The 18013-nt window shown below is 69.4% G+C and carries 18 protein-coding genes; 9 read left to right on the top strand and 9 right to left on the bottom strand.

Annotated features, from left to right (window positions below):
• Window positions 1-92: 92 nt before the first annotated feature.
• The 3 genes from IE307_RS23750 (at window position 93) to IE307_RS23760 (ending at window position 5075) form a co-directional block, all read left to right on the top strand.
• Window positions 93-1403, top strand: coding sequence for a maltokinase N-terminal cap-like domain-containing protein (locus tag IE307_RS23750; protein ID WP_191301193.1), 1311 nt, complete (start codon window positions 93-95; stop codon window positions 1401-1403).
• A 3-nt stretch (window positions 1404-1406) separates the two neighbouring features.
• Window positions 1407-3581, top strand: a complete 2175-nt coding sequence (gene glgB / locus IE307_RS23755; protein ID WP_191301195.1) for a 1,4-alpha-glucan branching protein GlgB — start codon at window positions 1407-1409, stop codon at window positions 3579-3581.
• A 123-nt stretch (window positions 3582-3704) separates the two neighbouring features.
• A complete protein-coding gene (locus IE307_RS23760; protein ID WP_191301197.1) occupies window positions 3705-5075 on the top strand; it encodes a neutral zinc metallopeptidase in 1371 nt (456 codons plus the stop codon).
• Between the two features lie 51 nt (window positions 5076-5126).
• On the opposite strand, the gene IE307_RS23765 is transcribed toward IE307_RS23760, so the two are convergent.
• From IE307_RS23765 to IE307_RS23775, 3 genes are read right to left on the bottom strand one after another with little or no spacing between them, the layout of a single operon-like run.
• On the bottom strand, window positions 5127-5849 hold the full coding sequence (locus tag IE307_RS23765; protein ID WP_191301198.1) for a hypothetical protein: 723 nt from the start codon (window positions 5847-5849) through the stop codon (window positions 5127-5129).
• Window positions 5846-6289 carry a DUF6114 domain-containing protein gene (locus tag IE307_RS23770; protein WP_191301200.1) on the bottom strand — a complete coding sequence of 148 codons (444 nt, stop codon included), beginning with the start codon at window positions 6287-6289 and terminating at the stop codon, window positions 5846-5848. Before IE307_RS23770 ends, IE307_RS23765 begins: the two co-directional genes overlap by 4 nt.
• The gene (locus tag IE307_RS23775) at window positions 6280-6837 is read right to left on the bottom strand and encodes a DUF6230 family protein (RefSeq protein ID WP_191301202.1); all 558 of its coding nucleotides are present in this window, start codon (window positions 6835-6837) and stop codon (window positions 6280-6282) included. Before IE307_RS23775 ends, IE307_RS23770 begins: the two co-directional genes overlap by 10 nt.
• Window positions 6838-7053: 216 nt before the next feature.
• On the opposite strand from IE307_RS23775, the gene IE307_RS23780 reads away from it, so the two are divergent.
• Both IE307_RS23780 and IE307_RS23785 read left to right on the top strand, forming a co-directional pair.
• Window positions 7054-8496, top strand: coding sequence for a neutral zinc metallopeptidase (locus IE307_RS23780; RefSeq protein ID WP_191301204.1), 1443 nt, complete (start codon window positions 7054-7056; stop codon window positions 8494-8496).
• 33 nt (window positions 8497-8529) lie between these two features.
• Window positions 8530-9327 (top strand): helix-turn-helix domain-containing GNAT family N-acetyltransferase, encoded by a 798-nt coding sequence (locus IE307_RS23785; RefSeq protein ID WP_229905013.1) that lies wholly within the window; start codon window positions 8530-8532, stop codon window positions 9325-9327.
• A gap of 449 nt (window positions 9328-9776) precedes the next feature.
• On the opposite strand, the gene IE307_RS23790 is transcribed toward IE307_RS23785, so the two are convergent.
• The 3 genes from IE307_RS23790 to IE307_RS23800 all read right to left on the bottom strand — a co-directional run bounded on the left by IE307_RS23790 (window position 9777) and on the right by IE307_RS23800 (window position 11965).
• Window positions 9777-10754 (bottom strand): tetratricopeptide repeat protein, encoded by a 978-nt coding sequence (locus IE307_RS23790; protein ID WP_191301206.1) that lies wholly within the window; start codon window positions 10752-10754, stop codon window positions 9777-9779.
• A complete protein-coding gene (locus tag IE307_RS23795) occupies window positions 10751-11575 on the bottom strand; it encodes an SCO6745 family protein (protein ID WP_191301208.1) in 825 nt (274 codons plus the stop codon). Before IE307_RS23795 ends, IE307_RS23790 begins: the two co-directional genes overlap by 4 nt.
• Window positions 11576-11659: 84 nt before the next feature.
• Window positions 11660-11965 (bottom strand): MTH1187 family thiamine-binding protein, encoded by a 306-nt coding sequence (locus tag IE307_RS23800; protein ID WP_191301210.1) that lies wholly within the window; start codon window positions 11963-11965, stop codon window positions 11660-11662.
• A 50-nt stretch (window positions 11966-12015) separates the two neighbouring features.
• On the opposite strand from IE307_RS23800, the gene IE307_RS23805 reads away from it, so the two are divergent.
• Genes IE307_RS23805 through IE307_RS23820 form a run of 4 tightly spaced genes read left to right on the top strand, consistent with a single transcriptional unit; the run spans window position 12016 to window position 15693 of the window.
• The gene (locus IE307_RS23805) at window positions 12016-12513 is read left to right on the top strand and encodes a MarR family winged helix-turn-helix transcriptional regulator (protein ID WP_191301212.1); all 498 of its coding nucleotides are present in this window, start codon (window positions 12016-12018) and stop codon (window positions 12511-12513) included.
• Window positions 12514-12554: 41 nt separating this feature from the next.
• Window positions 12555-13610, top strand: a complete 1056-nt coding sequence (locus IE307_RS23810; RefSeq protein WP_191301214.1) for a phosphotransferase — start codon at window positions 12555-12557, stop codon at window positions 13608-13610.
• Window positions 13607-14653, top strand: a complete 1047-nt coding sequence (locus tag IE307_RS23815) for a phosphotransferase family protein (RefSeq protein ID WP_191301216.1) — start codon at window positions 13607-13609, stop codon at window positions 14651-14653. Before IE307_RS23810 ends, IE307_RS23815 begins: the two co-directional genes overlap by 4 nt.
• The gene (locus IE307_RS23820; protein WP_191301218.1) at window positions 14650-15693 is read left to right on the top strand and encodes a phosphotransferase; all 1044 of its coding nucleotides are present in this window, start codon (window positions 14650-14652) and stop codon (window positions 15691-15693) included. Before IE307_RS23815 ends, IE307_RS23820 begins: the two co-directional genes overlap by 4 nt.
• Here IE307_RS23820 and IE307_RS23825 read toward each other — a convergent pair.
• The 3 genes from IE307_RS23825 to IE307_RS23835 are packed head-to-tail and all read right to left on the bottom strand — an operon-like array spanning window position 15665 to window position 18000.
• The gene (locus tag IE307_RS23825) at window positions 15665-15988 is read right to left on the bottom strand and encodes a DUF3817 domain-containing protein (RefSeq protein ID WP_191301220.1); all 324 of its coding nucleotides are present in this window, start codon (window positions 15986-15988) and stop codon (window positions 15665-15667) included. The two genes, IE307_RS23820 and IE307_RS23825, sit on opposite strands and share 29 nt — an antisense overlap.
• Window positions 15989-16048: 60 nt before the next feature.
• A complete protein-coding gene (locus tag IE307_RS23830; RefSeq protein ID WP_191301223.1) occupies window positions 16049-17092 on the bottom strand; it encodes an ABC transporter permease in 1044 nt (347 codons plus the stop codon).
• Window positions 17089-18000, bottom strand: coding sequence for an ABC transporter ATP-binding protein (locus IE307_RS23835; protein WP_191301225.1), 912 nt, complete (start codon window positions 17998-18000; stop codon window positions 17089-17091). Before IE307_RS23835 ends, IE307_RS23830 begins: the two co-directional genes overlap by 4 nt.
• Between the last annotated feature and the right edge of the window lie 13 nt (window positions 18001-18013).

The raw sequence follows: 18013 nt of genomic DNA on the forward strand, positions 1-18013 counted from the left end.
GTGACTGAACCGACGTGGCTTCGCCCGGACACGCGCCGCAGAGACCAGATCTCTCCCTTGTCAGAGGACTGGGACTTTCACCGGAGGTCGTCGTGACCGATCCCCACGAGCTCGTCGACAAGCTCGTCGCCTCACTGCCCGACCTGCTCCCGAACGCACGGTGGTTCGGCGGCAAGGACAAGCCGATCACGGCCGTCCGTCCACTGAGGACGACGGTCGTCGACGGCGACCTGGTCCACGTGGTCGTCGAGGTGGAGCAACCCGGCCGCACCGAGAACTACCAGGGTGCGCTCAGCCTGAGCACCGGCGCCTGGGACGTCCTGCTCGACCCCGAGCACAACGGCGTCCTGCTCGACCGGATCGCGTCCGGGCACGAGGTCGACGGCATCACGTTCGCCCACGAGCCCGGCACGGAGCTGAAGTCGGGCCTGCGCGGGCGGCCGATCGGCGTCGAGCAGTCCAACACGTCCCTGATCTACGGCCAGCAGTACATCCTGAAGATCTTCCGCAAGCTCGCGAACGGCGAGAACCGCGACCTCACGATGCACCGCGCGCTGCGGTCCGTCGGCTGCGAGCACATCGCGCTGCCGCTGGGCTCGATCTCCACGGAGCTGAACGGGCAGCAGGTCACGCTCGCGATGCTGCAGGAGTTCCTGCCGGACGCGGTCGAGGGCTGGGCCATGGCCACCACCTCGGTGCGCGACCTGATGGCCGAGGCCGACCTGCACGCGTTCGAGGTCGGCGGTGACTTCGCCGGTGAGGCGCACCGGCTCGGCCACGCGGTCGCGAAGGTGCACGCCGACCTGGCGGAGGCGCTGGGCACGCAGGTCGCCGGCGAGGACACGACCTCCGGTGCGATCGAGGGCATGCAGCGGCGCCTGGGCGTCGTGCTGGAGGCGGTGCCGGAACTGGGCCGCTACGAGGCACCGTTGCGCGCCGCGTTCGAGGAGGCGCGTGCCCACATCGGCGCGCTCCCGATCCAGCACATCCACGGCGACCTGCACCTCGGCCAGGTGCTGCGGACCGTGCACGGCTGGCTGCTGATCGACTTCGAGGGCGAGCCGGCGGCGTCGGTGGAGGAACGTCTCGCGCTGCGGTCGCCGTTGCGCGACGTGGCGGGGATGCTGAGGTCGTTCGACTACGCGGCACGGCAGCTCCTCGTCGGCCAGCCCGACGACGACCAGCTCGCCTACCGCGCGATGGAGTGGACGAAGCGCAACCGCGCGGCGTTCTGCGACGGCTACGCCGAGGTGGCGGCCGACCCGCGGGACAACGTGCAGCTGCTGCGCGCTTTCGAGCTGGACAAGGCGGTCTACGAGGTCGCTTACGAGCACGCCAACAGGCCGGAGTGGTTGACGGTTCCCCTGTCGTCGATCGCCCGGATGACCAGCGGAGGAGAATAAGCCGTGAAGGCCGACCTGGACCGGCTCCTGTCAGGTGCGCACCACGACCCGCACTCGGTGCTGGGTGTGCACACCGTCGGCGACCAGGTGGTCGCGCGGGCCCTGCGGCCGGGCGCGACGTCGGTCGCCATCTCGTGGGGCGACAAGCAGGTCGAACTGCCGCGCATCGCGGACGCCCTGTTCGAGGGCGAGCTGCCCGAGGCGCCCGGCGACTACCGGCTGCTGGTGTCCTACGGCGACCACACGGTCGAGGTCGACGACCCGTACCGGTGGCTGCCGACCGTGGGCGAGCTCGACCTGCACCTGATCGGCGAGGGCCGGCACGAGCGGCTCTGGGACGTGCTCGGCGCGCATGTGCGTTGCTACGAAACGTCTTCCGGTGACATCACCGGCGTCTCGTTCGCGGTGTGGGCGCCGAACGCGCGCGGTGTGCGCGTGACCGGTGACTTCGACGGCTGGGACGGGCGCGCGAACCCGTTGCGCTCCATGGGTTCCAGCGGTGTGTGGGAGGTCTTCCTGCCGAACGTCGTGGTGGGGTCGCGCTACAAGTTCCGCATCCTCGGCCAGGACGGTGTGTGGCACGAGAAGGCCGACCCGATGGCGTTCGCCACGGAGGTCCCGCCGCAGACGGCGTCGGTCGTCACGCGGTCGGAGTACCAGTGGCAGGACGCGGAGTGGGAGGCCCGGCGCGAGGCCACGAACTGGGCGAACGCGCCGATGTCGATCTACGAGGTGCACCTCGGCTCGTGGAGGCCGGGTCTGAGCTACCGGGAGCTCGCGACCGAGCTCGCGGACTACTGCGAGGACATGGGCTTCACGCACGTCGAGATGCTGCCCGTCTCCGAGCACCCGTTCGGCGGGTCGTGGGGCTACCAGGTCACCTCGTACTACGCGCCGACCTCGCGGTTCGGCACGCCGGACGACTTCCGGTACTTCGTCGACGCGCTGCACCAGCGCGGCATCGGCGTGCTGGTCGACTGGGTGCCGGCGCACTTCCCGAAGGACGCCTGGGCGCTCGCGAAGTTCGACGGCACGCCGCTGTACGAGCACGCGGACCCGCGCCGCGGTGAGCAGCTCGACTGGGGCACGTACGTCTTCGACTTCGGGCGCAACGAGGTCCGGAACTTCCTGGTGGCGAACGCGCTGTACTGGATCGAGGAGTTCCACCTCGACGGCCTGCGCGTGGACGCCGTGGCGTCGATGCTCTACCTCGACTACTCGCGGCCGGCGGACCAGTGGCTGCCGAACGAGTTCGGTGGCCGGGAGAACCTCGACGCGGTGCGGTTCCTGCAGGAGCTGAACGCGACGGTCTACAAGCGGCACCCCGGCGTCGTGATGATCGCCGAGGAGTCGACGGCGTGGCCGGGTGTCACGCGGCCGACGCACCTGGGCGGGCTCGGGTTCGGCTTCAAGTGGAACATGGGCTGGATGCACGACACGCTGCACTACCTGTCGCGTGAGCCGATCCACCGGGCGTTCCACCACAACGAGATGACGTTCTCGCTGGTCTACGCGTGGAGCGAGAACTTCGTGCTGCCGCTCTCGCACGACGAGGTGGTGCACGGCAAGGGCTCGCTGTGGGAGCGGATGCCAGGCGACGACTGGAACAAGGCGGCCGGCGTGCGGTCGCTGCTGGCGTTCATGTGGGCGCATCCGGGCAAGCAGCTGCTGTTCATGGGCGGCGAGTTCGGGCAGCGGCAGGAGTGGTCGGAGTCGCGGTCGCTCGACTGGCACCTGGTCGAGCAGGACCGGCTGCACCAGGGCATCCAGTCGCTGACGCGCGACCTGAACTCGGTGTACAAGACGGCGGCGGCGCTGTTCTCGCACGACATCACGCCCGAGGGCTTCCAGTGGATCGACGCGAACGACTCGGGCGGCAACGTCCTGTCGTTCCTGCGGGTGGGTGAGGACGGCTCGACGCTCGCCTGCGTCGCGAACTTCTCCGGCTCGCCGCACCACGACTACCGCGTGGGCCTGCCTTCCGCCGGGCGGTGGAAGGAGCTCGTGAACACCGACGCCGAGCACTACGGCGGTTCGGGCGTGGGCAACATGGGCGGTGTCGAGGCCGAGGCCAGGCCGTGGCACGGGCGTCCGTACTCGGCGATCCTGCAGCTCCCGCCGTCCGGTGTGCTGTGGCTCGTGCCCGAGGTCCCCGGCGTGCTGGGCGAGCTCGACTGACGTGCCCCGGTGGGCTGATCCGGTCAGGTGAACCTGATCAGCCCGCCGCACGTTGCCCCTTGTATGCGCCTGACTTGGACGACAAGGACGCCCTTCACGCCGCCCGGCAGGCACAATGGGTCCATGCGGCACCGGAGCATCGCGTTGATCGTCGCCACCGCCCTGCTCGCGGTGGGCTGCACGGCGGAGATCCCAGGGCAGCCCCGCGCCGCCAAGGTGGTGAAGAAAGAGGCGTCCAGCCCCACCATCCAGGTGCGGGGCTCGGACAACGGCCCCATCGACAAGCTGGCCGCCACCGCGCTGACGGACATCGAGGAGTTCTGGACCGACTCCTTCCAGTCGACGTTCAACAAGCCGTGGAAGCCGCTGAGCGGCGGTTACTTCTCGGTCGACACGGCCGACGCCACCGCGAAGCCGCCGCCGTGCACGCAGAAGGCCTCGGACGTGGAGGGCAACGCGTTCTACTGCCCCGCGGCCGACGCGATCGCGTGGGACAGGGCGTCCCTGCTGCCGGTGCTGCAGGACCGCTTCGGCGAGGCGGCCGTGGTCGTGGTGCTCGCGCACGAGATCGGTCACGCGGTGCAGAACCGCATGGGCATCACGCCCGAGGCGGAGCGCCGTGAGCCGGACAGGTACCCGACGATCCTCACCGAGGCCCAGGCCGACTGCTTCGCGGGCTCGTTCGTCCGCAACGTCACCGACGGCAAGTCGCAGCGCCTCGACATCAACGCGGACGCCCTGGACAAGGCGCTGGGCGCGCTGATCACGTTCCGCGACCCGGTCGGCACCTCGCCGGAGGACGAGCAGGCGCACGGCAGCGCGTTCGACCGCGTGGCCGCGTTCCAGGACGGCTTCGAGCAGGGCACGAAGTTCTGCGCCGCGATGTCCGTGCAGAACCGCCAGTTCACGCAGCGCGCGTTCACCAGCGTCAAGGACCGCGCGAACGGCGGCAACCTGCCGTTCGACGACATGCTCGAGGCCGTGACGCCCGACCTCGACGGCTTCTTCAAGGACCTGGCCACCACGTCGGGCAAGACCTGGCAGTCGCCGCGCGCCGAGGCCTCCCAGAGCGAGCCGACCTGCTCCGGTGACCAGGGTCCGGTCGCGTACTGCCCGTCGGACAAGACCATCAAGATCGACACCAAGGACGAGCTGCCGGCCCTGCACAAGGAGTTCGGCGACTACGCGACGGGCACGCTGATCGCGACCCGGTACGCGATGGCCGAGCTCGCGGTGCTGGGCAAGCCGACCGAGGGCGAGAAGGCGTCCGCGTCGGCGTTGTGCCTGGCCGGCGCGTACACGGGCGCGGTGTTCCAGCGCAAGGACGGGTTCGGGCTCTCGCCGGGCGACTTCGACGAGGCCGTGACGGTGCTGCTGCAGTTCGACTACGCGGCCCGTGACACCAAGGGCGGCAACCCGGTGGATCCGGGGTTCCAGCGCGTGGCGCGGTTCCGCGAGGGCGTGTTCGAGGGCGCGAAGAAGTGCGGCATCTGAGTTCCTGGAACTGAGCGGGAGCCCGCACCGGCTCGAGGCCTGGTGCGGGCTTCAGCGTCTTTCTACCGGTGCCTGGTCGGCCACCACCGAGATCCGCGCGCCCGGGATCCTCAGCGTGCCGCCGATCAGGTCCGTGTTGCGCACCGTGACCTCGGTGAAGGTCGCGAACGGCACGGTGAGCGGCGGTGGGTGCGCCGCGGTGTAGTCGACCGGGATCTTGATGCCGAGCAGGTCGATGTTGCCCTTGAGCTGCACCGTGTACAGCTCGATGCGGCCCGGCGACACCGTGGAGGTGCTGCCCGGCCGTGCCGCGGTGACGAGCTTGACGCCCGGTGAGACCTCGGCGGTCTGCACCAGGTCCTTGATCTTCATGTCCGACGCGGTGAACTTCAGGACCTTGACGACCTGCCCGTTCAGCAGCGCGTCGACGACGCCGGCGAAGTTGAGGCCGCCGAGGTCGAGCCGGGACGCCGTCAGGGTCCACTCGCGCCCTCCCCCCGCCACCGGGGCAGGGGCCGGTGGCGGGGGCGCCGGCGTCGAGGACGGAGGCTCCGTGCCGGACGGTGGGACCGGCACGGACGACGACGCGGGCGGTGGAGTGGCACTGGTGCTCGACGCGGGCGGTGGCTCCGATGGTGTGCCGGTCGTGCTGGTCGGGGCCGGTGAGCTGCTGCCGGGGGCGGACGACGACGGCGGCGGTTCGGTGCTCGACGGCGGTTGCAGCGCCAGCACCGCGACCATCGCCGCGGCGGCCAGCGGCTGTGATCGGATCATGTGGGCTGAACCTTCTCCGTGGGCTCCGCGTTCTCCTCCCGCGCCCTCCTCGACCCCTTCGCCTCCTTCAGCACCTTGGGCTCGTCCGTCCACGCCACGGCGAGGGCACCGCCGAGCAGGCTGAGGACCGTGCCGGCCAGGAAGCCGCCGAGGTTGGTCACGACGAGCGCGACCAGCGACAACAGCACCGTGACGAGGCCCGCCGCCAGCCGGAACTTGGGTTGCACCCACAGCGACACCGCGCAGATCGCGAGCAACGCGCCGATCAGCAACGCGGACGTGCCGCCGATCGTCTTGATCGAGATGACCATGTCGCCGAGCTTCACGCCGACGAACGGCGGGAACAGGATGATGAAGGCACCCGCGGCCACGAAGAGACCGGCCCAGAAGGGCCGGCCACGTCGCCACGCGGTGAAGCCGCGCCAGATCCTCAGAAGCACTCTTGCTTCCCCTGGCGAATGGTCAGGTTCATGCCCTTGAACCTGATGGTCTGGGCCGTGGTGGCCCAGGCGGTCTGCTGCAGCGAGGTGATGTTCGCCGTGTCGGCCTGCAGGCCGAACGAGCCCGGCAGGCCCCGGAGGTTCTCGGGTCCCTTGGTCACCTTGTTGGCGTCGATGCCGATCTCGGGGTTGCCGAGGACCAGGTCACCGTTGAGGTCGGTGAGGTTGACGACCAGGTTGTCGGCCGACATGCCGCCCACGCCGTCCGCGGTGATGCGCATCGTGATGTCACCGACGATCGGCATGTTGGCGACGAACACCGACTGGCAGAACTTGTCGAGCCTCGCCGTCTTGAAGCCGCTGACCGCGACGACGTGGGTCTTGCCCGCACCCGCGTCCACACCGCCGAACTGGACGAATCCCTGGCCCGTCAAGTTGTCGGCGGACACCTTGAAGTTGGTGCCGGACACCGCGAACGAGGCGGCCAGCGCTCCCTGGGACATCCCGAACAGGAGGGCACCGGCACCCACGGCACCGATGCCGAGCACCCCGACGAACCGTGCCCAGCGCGTTCTACCAATACCCCCGGACTCCTTCCACACTGAAGGCTTTCGTGAGGTGGACTGTGGGGCCGGAAACCCTGGCGGGACAACGAAAACGAGTCCGTGCAGTCTTGAAATCACCCCAGGGAGTGAGGAGGTTTCACGTTTGGCCCCTGGCACTTGCTGCACGTGGCCGAATGCGGCTTAGTAGGGTCTGACCTCATGGGATTCGGGCGAATCGCCGTCGCGCTGGCCGTGACCGCAACGTTGACCGCGTGCGCTTCCGTGGTCGAGGGCGACCCGAAGGGCGAGCGGCCCGACCCCACGAAGGTCGCGGGCCTCGAGATCTCCAACGGCCCGTCCGGCCCCAAGCAGGGCGTTCCGGACGCGGACCTGAGCGTGGAGAACGGCGACGGCGGCGAGATGGACCGCCTCGCCATCAACGCCCTCGCCGACGTGCAGGAGTTCTGGAAGGCCGAGATCCCCCGCTCCTTCTCCGGCAAGACGTTCGAGCCGGTGAAGCGCCTGCTGTCCTACGACTCCAACGGCAAGGGCGTCGAGGTCTGCAAGCTCAACACCACCGGCATCGCCAACGCGTTCTACTGCGCCCTCGACGACAGCATCACCTGGGACCGGGGCGAACTCCTCCCGATGCTGAAGGACTCCTTCGGCCCGATGGCCGTCGTGACGGTGCTCGCCCACGAGATGGGCCACGCCGTCCAGTACAAGCTCGGACCGGCCTCCGGCATCGGCGCCAACACCCCGTCGATCGTCAAGGAGCAGCAGGCCGACTGCTACACCGGCGTCTTCATGCGCCACGTCGCCGAGAACAAGGCGAAGCACTTCGAGCTCTCCACCGGCGAGGGCCTCAACCAGGTCCTGCAGACGATGTTCTTCATCCGCGACAGCGCCGGCACGTCCTTCGAGAAGCAGGGCGCCCACGGCAGCGCGTTCGACCGCGTCTCGGCCTTCCAGTTCGGCTTCACCCGAGGCGCCGCCCGCTGCGCCGAGATCAACGAGGCCGAGATCGCCAAGCGCATCACCGAACGACCCTTCGACCTCTCCGACACCGACCAGGGCCAGGGCCGCGGCAACGCGAAGATCGACGAGGAGAAGTACCTCAGGGCCCTGGAGGAGTCACTGCGCGACGCCTACAAGTCGAGCGGCGCCGTCTTCCCCGCCTTCGACCGGGGAGGCATCAAGCCCTGCACCGACGCCCAGACCACGTCCCCGGCCTCCTACTGCCCCGCCGTCAACCAGGTCCAACTGGACCTCCCGCAACTGGTCAAGATCGGCACGCCCCCGAAGCGCGGCTCCAAGGGCGGCATCGGCGACTTCGCGGCGTTCGCCGTCATCGCCTCCCGCTTCTCCCTCTCGATCCAGAACGCCACGGGCTTCAAACTCGACGACGACGCAGCAGGCCAGCGCACCGCCTGCCTCACAGGAGCCTGGGCAGGCCTCACCAACCGCCCGGACGCGGCGGCGAACCTGAAACTCTCCCCCGGCGACCTGGACGAGGCAGTGGCCGAACTCCTGGCAGACGACAGCCTCATCGCCGCAGACGTCAACGGCAAAGCGGTCCCCTCGGGCTTCGCCCGCGTGGAAGCCTTCGGCGACGGCTTCTTCCGAGGCCTCTCCTTCTGCGTGAAGAAGTATTCGGTTTGATTATTCAATCGACACCGATCGATACTCGCTAGCGTGCTCACCGATGAAGCCACGACCTACGCCTCGTGGTTCGCGACGCTGTCCGACCCGACCAGGGTCCGCCTGCTCCACCACGTGGCCTCGGCACCAGCCCCCGTCACCGTGGGCGAACTGACCACCCTGCTGGGCGTGAGCCAGTCCACCTGCTCCCATCACGTCCGCAAACTGGCCGAAGTCGGCTTCCTCCACGTACAACGAGAAGGCACCACCACCCTCGTCACCGTGAACCCGGCCTGCTGCACAGGCCTCCCCCACGCAGCGGACGCGGTGATGGGCGCCCTGTCCACCACCGGCACCCTCCGCCCGGCCCCAGGCGTGACCGTACGAGCCATGACAGCCCAGGACTGGCCAGAGGTCCGCCGCATCTACGGCGAGGGCATCGCCTCGGGCAACGCCACCTTCGAAACCGAAGTCCCCTCCCGCAGAACCCTGGAATCCAAGTGGCTACCAGACCACCGCTGGATAGCCGAGGTGAACGGCACAGTCGCAGGCTGGGCCTCAGCCACCCCGATCTCCCCCCGCGAGTGCTACGCCGGCGTGGCGGAGACGTCGATCTACGTGGCCGACGCATCCCAGGGCAAGGGCGTGGGCAAAACCCTTCTGCACCACCAGGTCGCCGCCGCCGACGCCGACGACCTCTGGACCCTGCAGGCCGTCATCTTCCCGGAGAACCGCGCCAGCATCGCCCTGCACCACAAGGCGGGGTTCCGCACCGTGGGCCTACGCGAACGAATCGCCCAACACCACGGCGAATGGCGAGATACAGTCCTTTTGGAACGACGCCGCCCCTAGAAAACACCTGATGGCACGCGAAGCCGAAGACGAGCCGTCCTCCAGCGATGCCGAAGGCGAGCCGTCTTTCCACACGGCTTGGGCGGTGGGGTCCCATCACGAGTCGCACCACAGCACTTGCTGCATGTGAGTAGGGGTGTCAAGCGGGCACGCTCTTCGCCCGCTTGACACCCCTACTCACATGTGGCCCGCTCTTGGTACGACTTGTGATGGGACCCCACCGCCAACGCAACAAACAACGCAACGCGCAGCCGCCCAACACAAACAGGCGTGCCATCAACCCACGAGCGGCGCAGGCCCCCATCTCAGATTGCCGGGGTCTGGGGCAGAGCCCCAGGGGAACCACCAAACAGCAACCCGCCAACGAAACAGGGGAACGCAAGCCAACGCAGGCGTCCCCCCGTTTCGGGAACCCCTACAACTCAACCTACTCACCAACCCCGACAAGATCAGTACAACGCCGAAGCCAAACTCCGCCGAGCCGCAGCAACCCGAGGATCATCCGCCGGGAACAGCTCAAAAAGCCCAACCAGATGAGCCCGAACCCGATCCCGATCCTCCCCGAACACCCGCCGAACCGTCCCCACCAACCGCGAGAACGCCTCCTCCACCATCTGCCCGGCCACCTGCGCGTCAGCAGCAGCCAACTGGGCATCGATGTCCTCAGGCGCCCCATCGGCCTTGGCGATCACCGCGGGATCAACAGCCTCAGCCCGCTCAGCGAACCGAGCCTGCGCCAACCCTTCCTTCGCCAACTCGTTCGAAGGCTCAGAAGCCAGAATCTCCGAGTAGAACCCCTGAGCGGCAACATAATCGCCACGCTCAAAAGCTTCCTCGGCAGCAACGATCCGAGGATCCTCAGGAGCTTCTTCGACCTCGACAGGAGCCCCGGCCCGAGCCTCACCGGCCCGAATCCCGGGCAACCTCTCCCGCAACGCGTCCAGCAACCGCGCGATCCACTGCGACAACTCGGCGTCGGCAATGGGCCCGGCGAACGCGTCAATCGGCTGACCTGCGGCAACGGCGACAGTCGTGGGCACGGACTGCACCCCGAACGCCTGCCCGATCCGGGGCGCGGTCTCCAGATCGACGCGAGCGAGGATCCAGGCCCCACCGGAAGCCGAGGCGAACCGGGTCAGCGAGGCGGCCAGCTGCTGCGACTCGGGGCTGTACGAGGCGCCCAGCAGCACCACGACGGGCACCTGCAGGGACTGCTCGACCACCGCCTGGAACGAGGCCTCGGTGACGTCCACGATCCACGGCGCGGAGCCGTTGTCGGGCGCCGGGGCGGAACCGGCGGAGGCGGCGGCGGGCGCTGCGGAGGCGGTGCGAGCGGCGTCTGCTCGGGCCTTCAGGGCGCCCAGGTCGACGGCGCCCGAGAGCGCGGCGGACAGTGCGGCGGTCTTGCGAGGATCAGGCCTTGTCACGTGTTCCATCCTGGCACGGCTAGTTCCCGGACCGGGTCCAGGGCCATCGGGTTGACGCGCATCGCCTCGTTGGCCGAGGCGATGCGTCGAGCGAGCGGTGTCATCAGGTCGATGAACCGCCTTGTACCTGCTTCACCCAGCGCTTTCCACGGCGTTAGAGCGGCCGCGTCGGTCGCTCGTTCCACCGAGTCGAGGTCGCCGGGCAAGTCCACGACCTCTTCCCATTCTTCGACAGTCCAACCACGCGCGGTGCGCATGTATGCCGGATCGAGGGAATGCTCACGCGCGTAGAGCGCAAGCGCTTGGCACGGGCCCACGCCGGCGGCCACCAGAGCCGCCACGTGACCGTCGCCGCGTGCCTCGCGCAGGATCGTGCAGGCGTGCCACAGCGCGAGATGGGGTTCCGAGGGCCAGGGCAACGCGCGGTTCGCCGCGGCCAGCGGGCGGCCGGCCAGCGGAGCCGCCAGCGCGGCCTCACGGGCCAAGGCGGCCGCCTCGACGATCTCCGGTGTGCCGACTGAGCCCAGCAGGCGCCGTAACGCCCCGTCGACGCCCTGCAGCCGGGCCTCCAGATAGGCGGAGGGCGCAGCGACGTCCCACGCGTCCGGCAGCGCACGGCTGACCATGCGCGGCGCGAAGTTGTAGAACACCGCCGTCACCAGTTCCGGCGACGCGACGCCCAGCGGTGCGGCGCGCATGCCGAAGTAGCCCATCCAGCCGCCCTTGCAGCCCAGCGCGTCGGTCGCCGCGCGGGACTCGGGCGTGAAGTACGTGACGTCGTGGTAGGGCTCGAACCTCAACCACAGCTGCCTCGCTTCCACGCCCGACACGCTAACCCAGCGGACGCCGCCGCACGGGTCCACTCACCGTGGCGGCGTAGAGCGTTCGGCCATCCGGGGATGGGTTCACGGCGTGTCGGACAGGTGTTCCTCGACGCGGTCGACCTTGGCCTTGAGCTGACCGGTGAAGCCGGGCCGGATGTCCGCCTTGAGCACGAGCGAGACGCGCGGCGCACTGGCCTGGACGGCTTCGGTCGCACGCTTCACGACGTCCATCACCTCGTCCCACTCCCCCTCGATCAAGGTGAACATCGCGTTCGTCTCGTTGGGCAGGCCGGACTCCCGCACGACCCTGATCGCCTCGGCCACGGCCTTCGCGACGCCTCCCGACGAGTCCGAACCGGACGGAGCAACGCTGAACGCGACAAGCACACGAGCCTCCTGGTGATCACGGGTTGTACTGACTGGTAGCTTCGGTGCCCATGACACCGCTGCCGTTCGATCCGATCGCCCGCGCGGCCGGACTGTGGGACGACCGGATCGGTTCCGCGACGTCGATGGCCGCCGTCACGAGCGTCATGCGTGTCCAGCAAATCATCCAGTCCGCCGTGGACGCAGCCCTCAAGCCGCACGGGCTCACGTTCGCGCGCTACGAGGCGTTGGTGCTCCTCTACTTCTCCCGCAAGGGCGCGCTGCCGATGCGCGTGATGGGCGAGCGCCTGCAGCTGCACCCGACGAGCGTCACGAACATCGTCGACCGGCTGGAGAGCGACGGCCTCGTCCGCCGCACGCCGCACCCGACCGACCGCCGCACCACGCTGGTCGAGATCACCGACGCGGGCCTGCAGCGCCGTGAGAGCGCGACCGCGGCCGTCGTCGAGGTCAACCTCGGCCTGAAGGGCCTCACCGACCGCCAGACCGAGCAGCTCACGGACCTGCTCGCGAAGGTCCGCCGGGCGAGCGGCGACTTCGAAGATTAATTCGGTTGGGCGTCCTGGCCGTTCTGTGGCCTGATGAGCCCATGTCGGAACGACCGGACCGCTCGGCAGTCGCCCTCGTCAGCACCCCCGGCGGGTTCACCGGCCGCACCCGCCCGTTCCCGGTCGCCACACCCGACTGGAACCACGTCGAACCGGTCAACACCGCCCTGCGCGACCTGCTCGGCGTCGAGACGAGCGTCCTGCGCCTGATCTCGGTCGAGGGCGGCGACGCACCGTTCGGCGGTGTCGTCACCTACCACGTCGAGGCGCACGACGAACCCGGTCGCACCCACCTCGACCCCGCCGACGCACCCGAACCGGACGCCGAGAACCGGCTGCTCTGGGCTCGTCCGGGCGGACCGGCTGAGCTGGTCGGGTGGGCGGACGAGGTGATCACCCGCACCGGCCCGGCGGCGCAGGTCAGGACGTGGAACCTGTCGAGCGTGCACCGCCTTCCCACCGCTGGCGGACCGGTGTGGCTCAAGGCCGTGCCGCCGTTCTTCGCCGACGAGGGCACCGTGATCAGGTTGGTCGCCGCCCACGACCCGGCGCTGGTGCCCGAGGTGCTGGCCTCCGCACCCCACCGCGTGCTGATGAGCCAGGCCGAGGGCACGAAGTGCTGGCCGGTCACCGCCGCGCACGTCGAGGAGGTCGTGCCGCGCTGGGTCGCCGTGCAGCACGCGCTGGCCGGTGAACCGCGCCTGCGGCCGTCCGCCGTGCCGATGCCGGACTTCGGCCTGCCCGACACGCTGACCCACGGCGACTTCCACCCCGGCAACTGGCTGAGCAGCGGTGTGGTCATCGACTGGTCCGACGCCGTCTGGGGTCACCCGGCGTTCGACGCGTGCCGGCTCATGGAGTACGCCGAACCCGAATTGCACGACCTCATCCGTCGCGTGTGGAGCGACGCCTGGCTCGCGCACCGCCCGGACAGCCGGCCCCTGGAGGCGCTGGAGGTCGCACCCCGCGCGTCCCGGCTGCACAACGCGGTGAAGTACCAGGAGTTCCTCGACAACATCGAGACCTCCGAACGGATCTACCACGAGGGCGACCCCCAGGTGGAGCTCCGCGAGGCCCTGCGGCTGGTGACCCCGTGAGCGAACGGTCGATCATCGCCCTGGTCAGCACCCCGAACGGGTTCGCGGGCCGCACGGACGCGCTCCCGGTGAGCTCGCGGTACTGGCCCGACGTCGAACCCGTCAACGAGGTGCTGGAACACCTGCTGGGCGTACGGACGAGCGTGCTCCGGCTGGTGTCCGTCGAAGGCGGCGAAAGGTCGGGCGGCGGCCTCGTCACCTACCACGTCGAGGCGCACGGCGAACCCGACCGGACGCACCTCCACCCGGCGGAGGAACCCGCCGCGGACGCCCCCCACAGGCTGCCGTGGGCACGACAGGGCGGCCCGTCCGAGCTGGTCGAGTGGGCCGACGAGCACGTCGGGCGCACCGGCCCGCCCGTCCAGGTGAAGTCGTGGAACCTGTCGAGCGTGCACCGCCTGCCGACCGCGAACGGCTCCGCGTGGCTCAAGACCGTGCCGCCGTTCTTCGCCGACGAGGGCTCGGTGATCGAGATGGTCGCCGAGCACGACCCCGGCCTGGTGCCGCCGGTGATCGCCTCGGCACCGCGGCGGATCCTGCTCGGCGAGGCTCCCGGCGAGGACTGCTGGGCCACCAGGCCCGAGCACGTCGAGGAGGTCGTGCCGCGCTGGGTCGCCGTCCAGCACGCGCTGGCCGGTGAGCCGCGGCTGAAGCCGTGCGTCGTGCCGATGCCGGACTTCGGCCTGCCGGACACGCTGGTGCACGGCGACTTCCACCCCGGCAACTGGTTCGACAGCGGTGTGGTCATCGACTGGTCGGACGCCGTGTGGGGCCACCCGGCGCTGGACGCGGGCAGGCTCATCGAGTTCTGCCGGCCCGAACTGCACGACCTGATCCGTCGCGTGTGGAGCGAGGCGTGGCTGCGGCACCGGCCGGACAGCCGCCCGCTCGAGGCGCTCGACACCGCCCGCCGCGCCGCGCACCTGCTGCTCGCGGCGCAGTACCAGCAGTTCCTGGACAACATCGAGGAGTCCGAGCGCATCTACCACCGCGGAGATCCCGAGAAGCACCTGCGAGCCGCCCTGCGACTGGTGACCGGATGACGGGGCGCATGGTCATCGCCCTGGTCAGCGCGCCGAGCGGGTTCGCGGGCCGCACGGACCCGTTCCCGGTCCCGACGCTCGACTGGTACCACGTCGAACCGGTCAACGAGGCCCTCGAAGCACTGCTGGGCGTGCCCACGCACGTCCTGAGGATGATCTCCACCGAGGGTGGAGAGATGCCGTGCGGCGGGCTCGTCACCTATCACGTCGAGGCGCTCGGCGAACCGGACCGCACGAAGCTCCACCCGGCGGACGAACCCGAGGCGGACGCCCCGCACCGGGCGCCGTTCGCGCGCAGGGGTGGCCCCGCCGACCTGCTCGCCTGGGCGGACACCCTGGTCGAACGCACAGGGCCGGCCGCGCAGGTCCGCACGTGGAACGTCTCGACCGTGCACCGGCTGCCGACGGCGGACGGACCGGTGTGGCTGAAGGAGATCCCGTCGTTCTTCGCCGACGAGGGCGAAGTGATCCGGATGGTCGCCGAGCACGACCCGGACCTGGTGCCGCAGGTCATCGCCTCCGCGCCCCAGCGGATCCTGCTCACCGACACGGCCGGCCACATGTGCTGGCCGTTCGAGCCCGAGTACGCCGAACTGATCCTGCCGCGCTGGGTGGCCGTGCAGAACGCGCTGGCAGGCCCGCCGCGGGTGCGGCCGACCGCAGTGCCGATGCCGGACTTCGGGCTGCCGGACACGCTGACGCACGGCGACTTCCACCCCGGCAACTGGCGCACCACCGGCATGATCATCGACTGGTCCGACGCCGTCTGGGGACATCCGGCACTCGACGCGTGCCGGGTGATCGCCTACTGCGCGCCCGAGTTCCGCGACCACCTCGCGCGGGTGTGGTGCGAGGCGTGGCTGACGCACCGCCCTGACAGCCGGCCGTGGGACGCGCTCGAAGCCGGTCGCCGCGCGTCACACCTGCACACCGCGGTGAAGTGCCAACTGTTCCTGGACAACATCGAGGAGTCCGAGCGCATCTACCACCGCACGGTTCCCGAGGACGAGCTCAGAGCTGCTCTGCGGCCGGTTCGGTGAGGCGGCCGGTCTTCGAGGCCCAGCGCTCGAAGAGCACCGTGCCGAACGGCGGGATGCTCGACAGCAGGCCGAGGACCAGCGTGCGGGCGTCCCACTTCAGCGGCTCCTTCGTCATCAGGGTGACGAGGATGAAGGCGACGAAGACGAAGCCGTGGATCGGACCGAAGATCTTGACGCCGATCTCGTTCTGCACCACGACGTACTTGAAGAACATCCCGAGCAGCAGGCCCGCCCAGGAGATGGCCTCGGCCAGGGCGAGGATGCGGAACCGTCCGACCACGCTGGAGAACGTCATGGCTCCCCATCATGAACCGTGACGGGGAGCACACGACCACCGGGCCTGTCCAGGTATGTCCTATTCCTCCCACTTGAAGACGCGGGAGGCGATGAACCCGATCACGAGCGAGAACCCGACCAGCACCGCCACCGGCACCGCCAGCGCCTCGATCCCCTTGCCCCGCACCAGCACGTCGAGCATGCCGTCGTTCATGTGCCGCAACGGGAAGACCTTCGAGACGGCCTGCAGCCACGCGGGCGCCTGGTCGACGGGGAAGAACGTGCCGGACAGGAACGCCATCGGCAGCACCACGATGTTGGCCGCCGCCGAGGCCGCTTCCTCGGTCTTGGCGAACGCGCCGACCAGCATGCCCAGCGCGAAGAACGCGATGGTCCCCAGCAGCAGCAACGGAATGGCGAGCCACCACGATCCGGACAGCTGCAACCCGAACACGGGCAGTGACGCGATGCCGATGAACGCGGCGCCCTGCACGATCGCGACGCCGGCGCTGACCAGGATCCGCGACGACAGCACGGACGTCGTCGAGATCGGCGCCAGCCGGATGCGCCGCAGCACCTGCTTGCGGCGCCACGACACGAGAGTCAGCGCCGAACCGAACACCGCCGACACCGCCACACCCCACGACAGGATGCCCGGCGTCAGGTACTGGATCGGCTTGAGCGAGGCGTCCTCGACCTTCTCCGCGGCGAACGTGAAGGTCGGCGGCTGACCGGTCGCGGCGAGGTTCGCCTTGTCCACGAACCCGTTGATGATCCCGACGACGGTCGCGGACTGCACCTGGTCGCTCTGCGCGAACCGCACGTCGAGCTGCTGCCCGCGGACGATCAGCGCGGCGGGCAGGTCGCCGTCCTTCACCTTCTGCACAGCCGAGTTCTCGTCCCCGAACGACTCGAACTCCAGCGCGCCGCTGTCGCGCAGCGCCGACACGACCGGGCCGTCGCCCACCAGGGCGATCTTGGTCTTGTCCGTGCCGGCGTCGCGCAGGAGCAGCCCGAAGATCACGAGGAACATCAGCGGGAACAGGAAGGTGAAGAACAGCGTGGCCTTGTCCCGGACGAAACCCTTGAGCATCGCCACCGAGAGCGTCTTGAACGCGGTCATGCGCGGTACTCCCGACCGGTGAGGTTGAGGAAAACGTCTTCGAGGGTGGCCGTGCGGACCTGCAGGCCGTCGAGTGCGCCGCGTTCGGCCAGTGCCGACAGCACGGGTGCGGGGCGGCGCGTGGAGAGCGTCAGCGACACCTCGTCCTCGTGGGCCTCGTCCACGCCGTCGAGCGCGGTGGCGTCCACAAGGGACAGACCGCCCTTCTGCAGCGTCACGTGGGTCGGTGCGTCGAGGCCGCGCACCAGCACCGCCGGCCGGTCGAGCGCGAGGATCCTGCCGGTGTCCATGATCGCGACGCGGTCGCAGAGGATCTCGGCCTCGTCCAGGTAGTGCGTGGTGTAGACGATGGTCTTGCCGCGCTCCTTGATCGCGCGCAGCACGTCCCAGAGGTTGCGGCGGGCCTGCGGGTCGAGCGCCGCGGTCGGTTCGTCGAGGAACACGATGTCCGGGTCGTGCACGAGCGCGCACGCGATCGAGAGCCGTTGGCGCTGACCGCCGGAGAGCTTGTTCTCCTGCTCGTTCGCCTTGTCCGCGAGGCCGACCAGCTCCAGCATGTCCGCGGCCGTGCCGGCGCTCACCCCGTAGAGAGCGCCGAACGTCTGCAGCTGCTCCTTCGCCGTCAGCTTGTCGAAGAACGACGTCGCCTGCAGCTGAACTCCGATGCGCGGCAACAACTTCACGTTGCGCGGCCACGGGCTCTCGCCGAGCAGCCGCACCTCGCCGCTGTCGGGCTTGCGCAGCCCCTCGACGATCTCCAGCGTGGTGGTCTTCCCGGCGCCGTTGGGCCCCAGGATGCCGAAGAACTCGCCTTCTGCCACGGTGAACGAGACACCGTCCACCGCTTTGAGCTCGCCGTAGCTCTTGCGGACGTCCCGCACCACTACCGCCGACCGTTCCTCCGTCATGAGCGAGACGGTA

Source organism: Lentzea cavernae, from assembly GCF_014653695.1.
In the GTDB taxonomy this organism is placed as follows: Bacteria; Actinomycetota; Actinomycetes; order Mycobacteriales; family Pseudonocardiaceae; genus Lentzea; species Lentzea cavernae.

What these genes read in the sequence shown, in the direction of transcription:
- IE307_RS23760 (WP_191301197.1), top strand. Translation starts at nt 3,705, where the DNA reads ATGCGGCACCGGAGCATCGCGTTGATCGTCGCCACCGCCCTGCTCGCG.
- IE307_RS23765 (WP_191301198.1), bottom strand. Translation starts at nt 5,849, where the DNA reads ATGATCCGATCACAGCCGCTGGCCGCCGCGGCGATGGTCGCGGTGCTG.
- IE307_RS23780 (WP_191301204.1), top strand. Translation starts at nt 7,054, where the DNA reads ATGGGATTCGGGCGAATCGCCGTCGCGCTGGCCGTGACCGCAACGTTG.
- IE307_RS23805 (WP_191301212.1), top strand. Translation starts at nt 12,016, where the DNA reads ATGACACCGCTGCCGTTCGATCCGATCGCCCGCGCGGCCGGACTGTGG.
- IE307_RS23810 (WP_191301214.1), top strand. Translation starts at nt 12,555, where the DNA reads ATGTCGGAACGACCGGACCGCTCGGCAGTCGCCCTCGTCAGCACCCCC.
- IE307_RS23820 (WP_191301218.1), top strand. Translation starts at nt 14,650, where the DNA reads ATGACGGGGCGCATGGTCATCGCCCTGGTCAGCGCGCCGAGCGGGTTC.
- IE307_RS23825 (WP_191301220.1), bottom strand. Translation starts at nt 15,988, where the DNA reads ATGACGTTCTCCAGCGTGGTCGGACGGTTCCGCATCCTCGCCCTGGCC.
- IE307_RS23830 (WP_191301223.1), bottom strand. Translation starts at nt 17,092, where the DNA reads ATGACCGCGTTCAAGACGCTCTCGGTGGCGATGCTCAAGGGTTTCGTC.
- IE307_RS23835 (WP_191301225.1), bottom strand. Translation starts at nt 18,000, where the DNA reads ATGACGGAGGAACGGTCGGCGGTAGTGGTGCGGGACGTCCGCAAGAGC.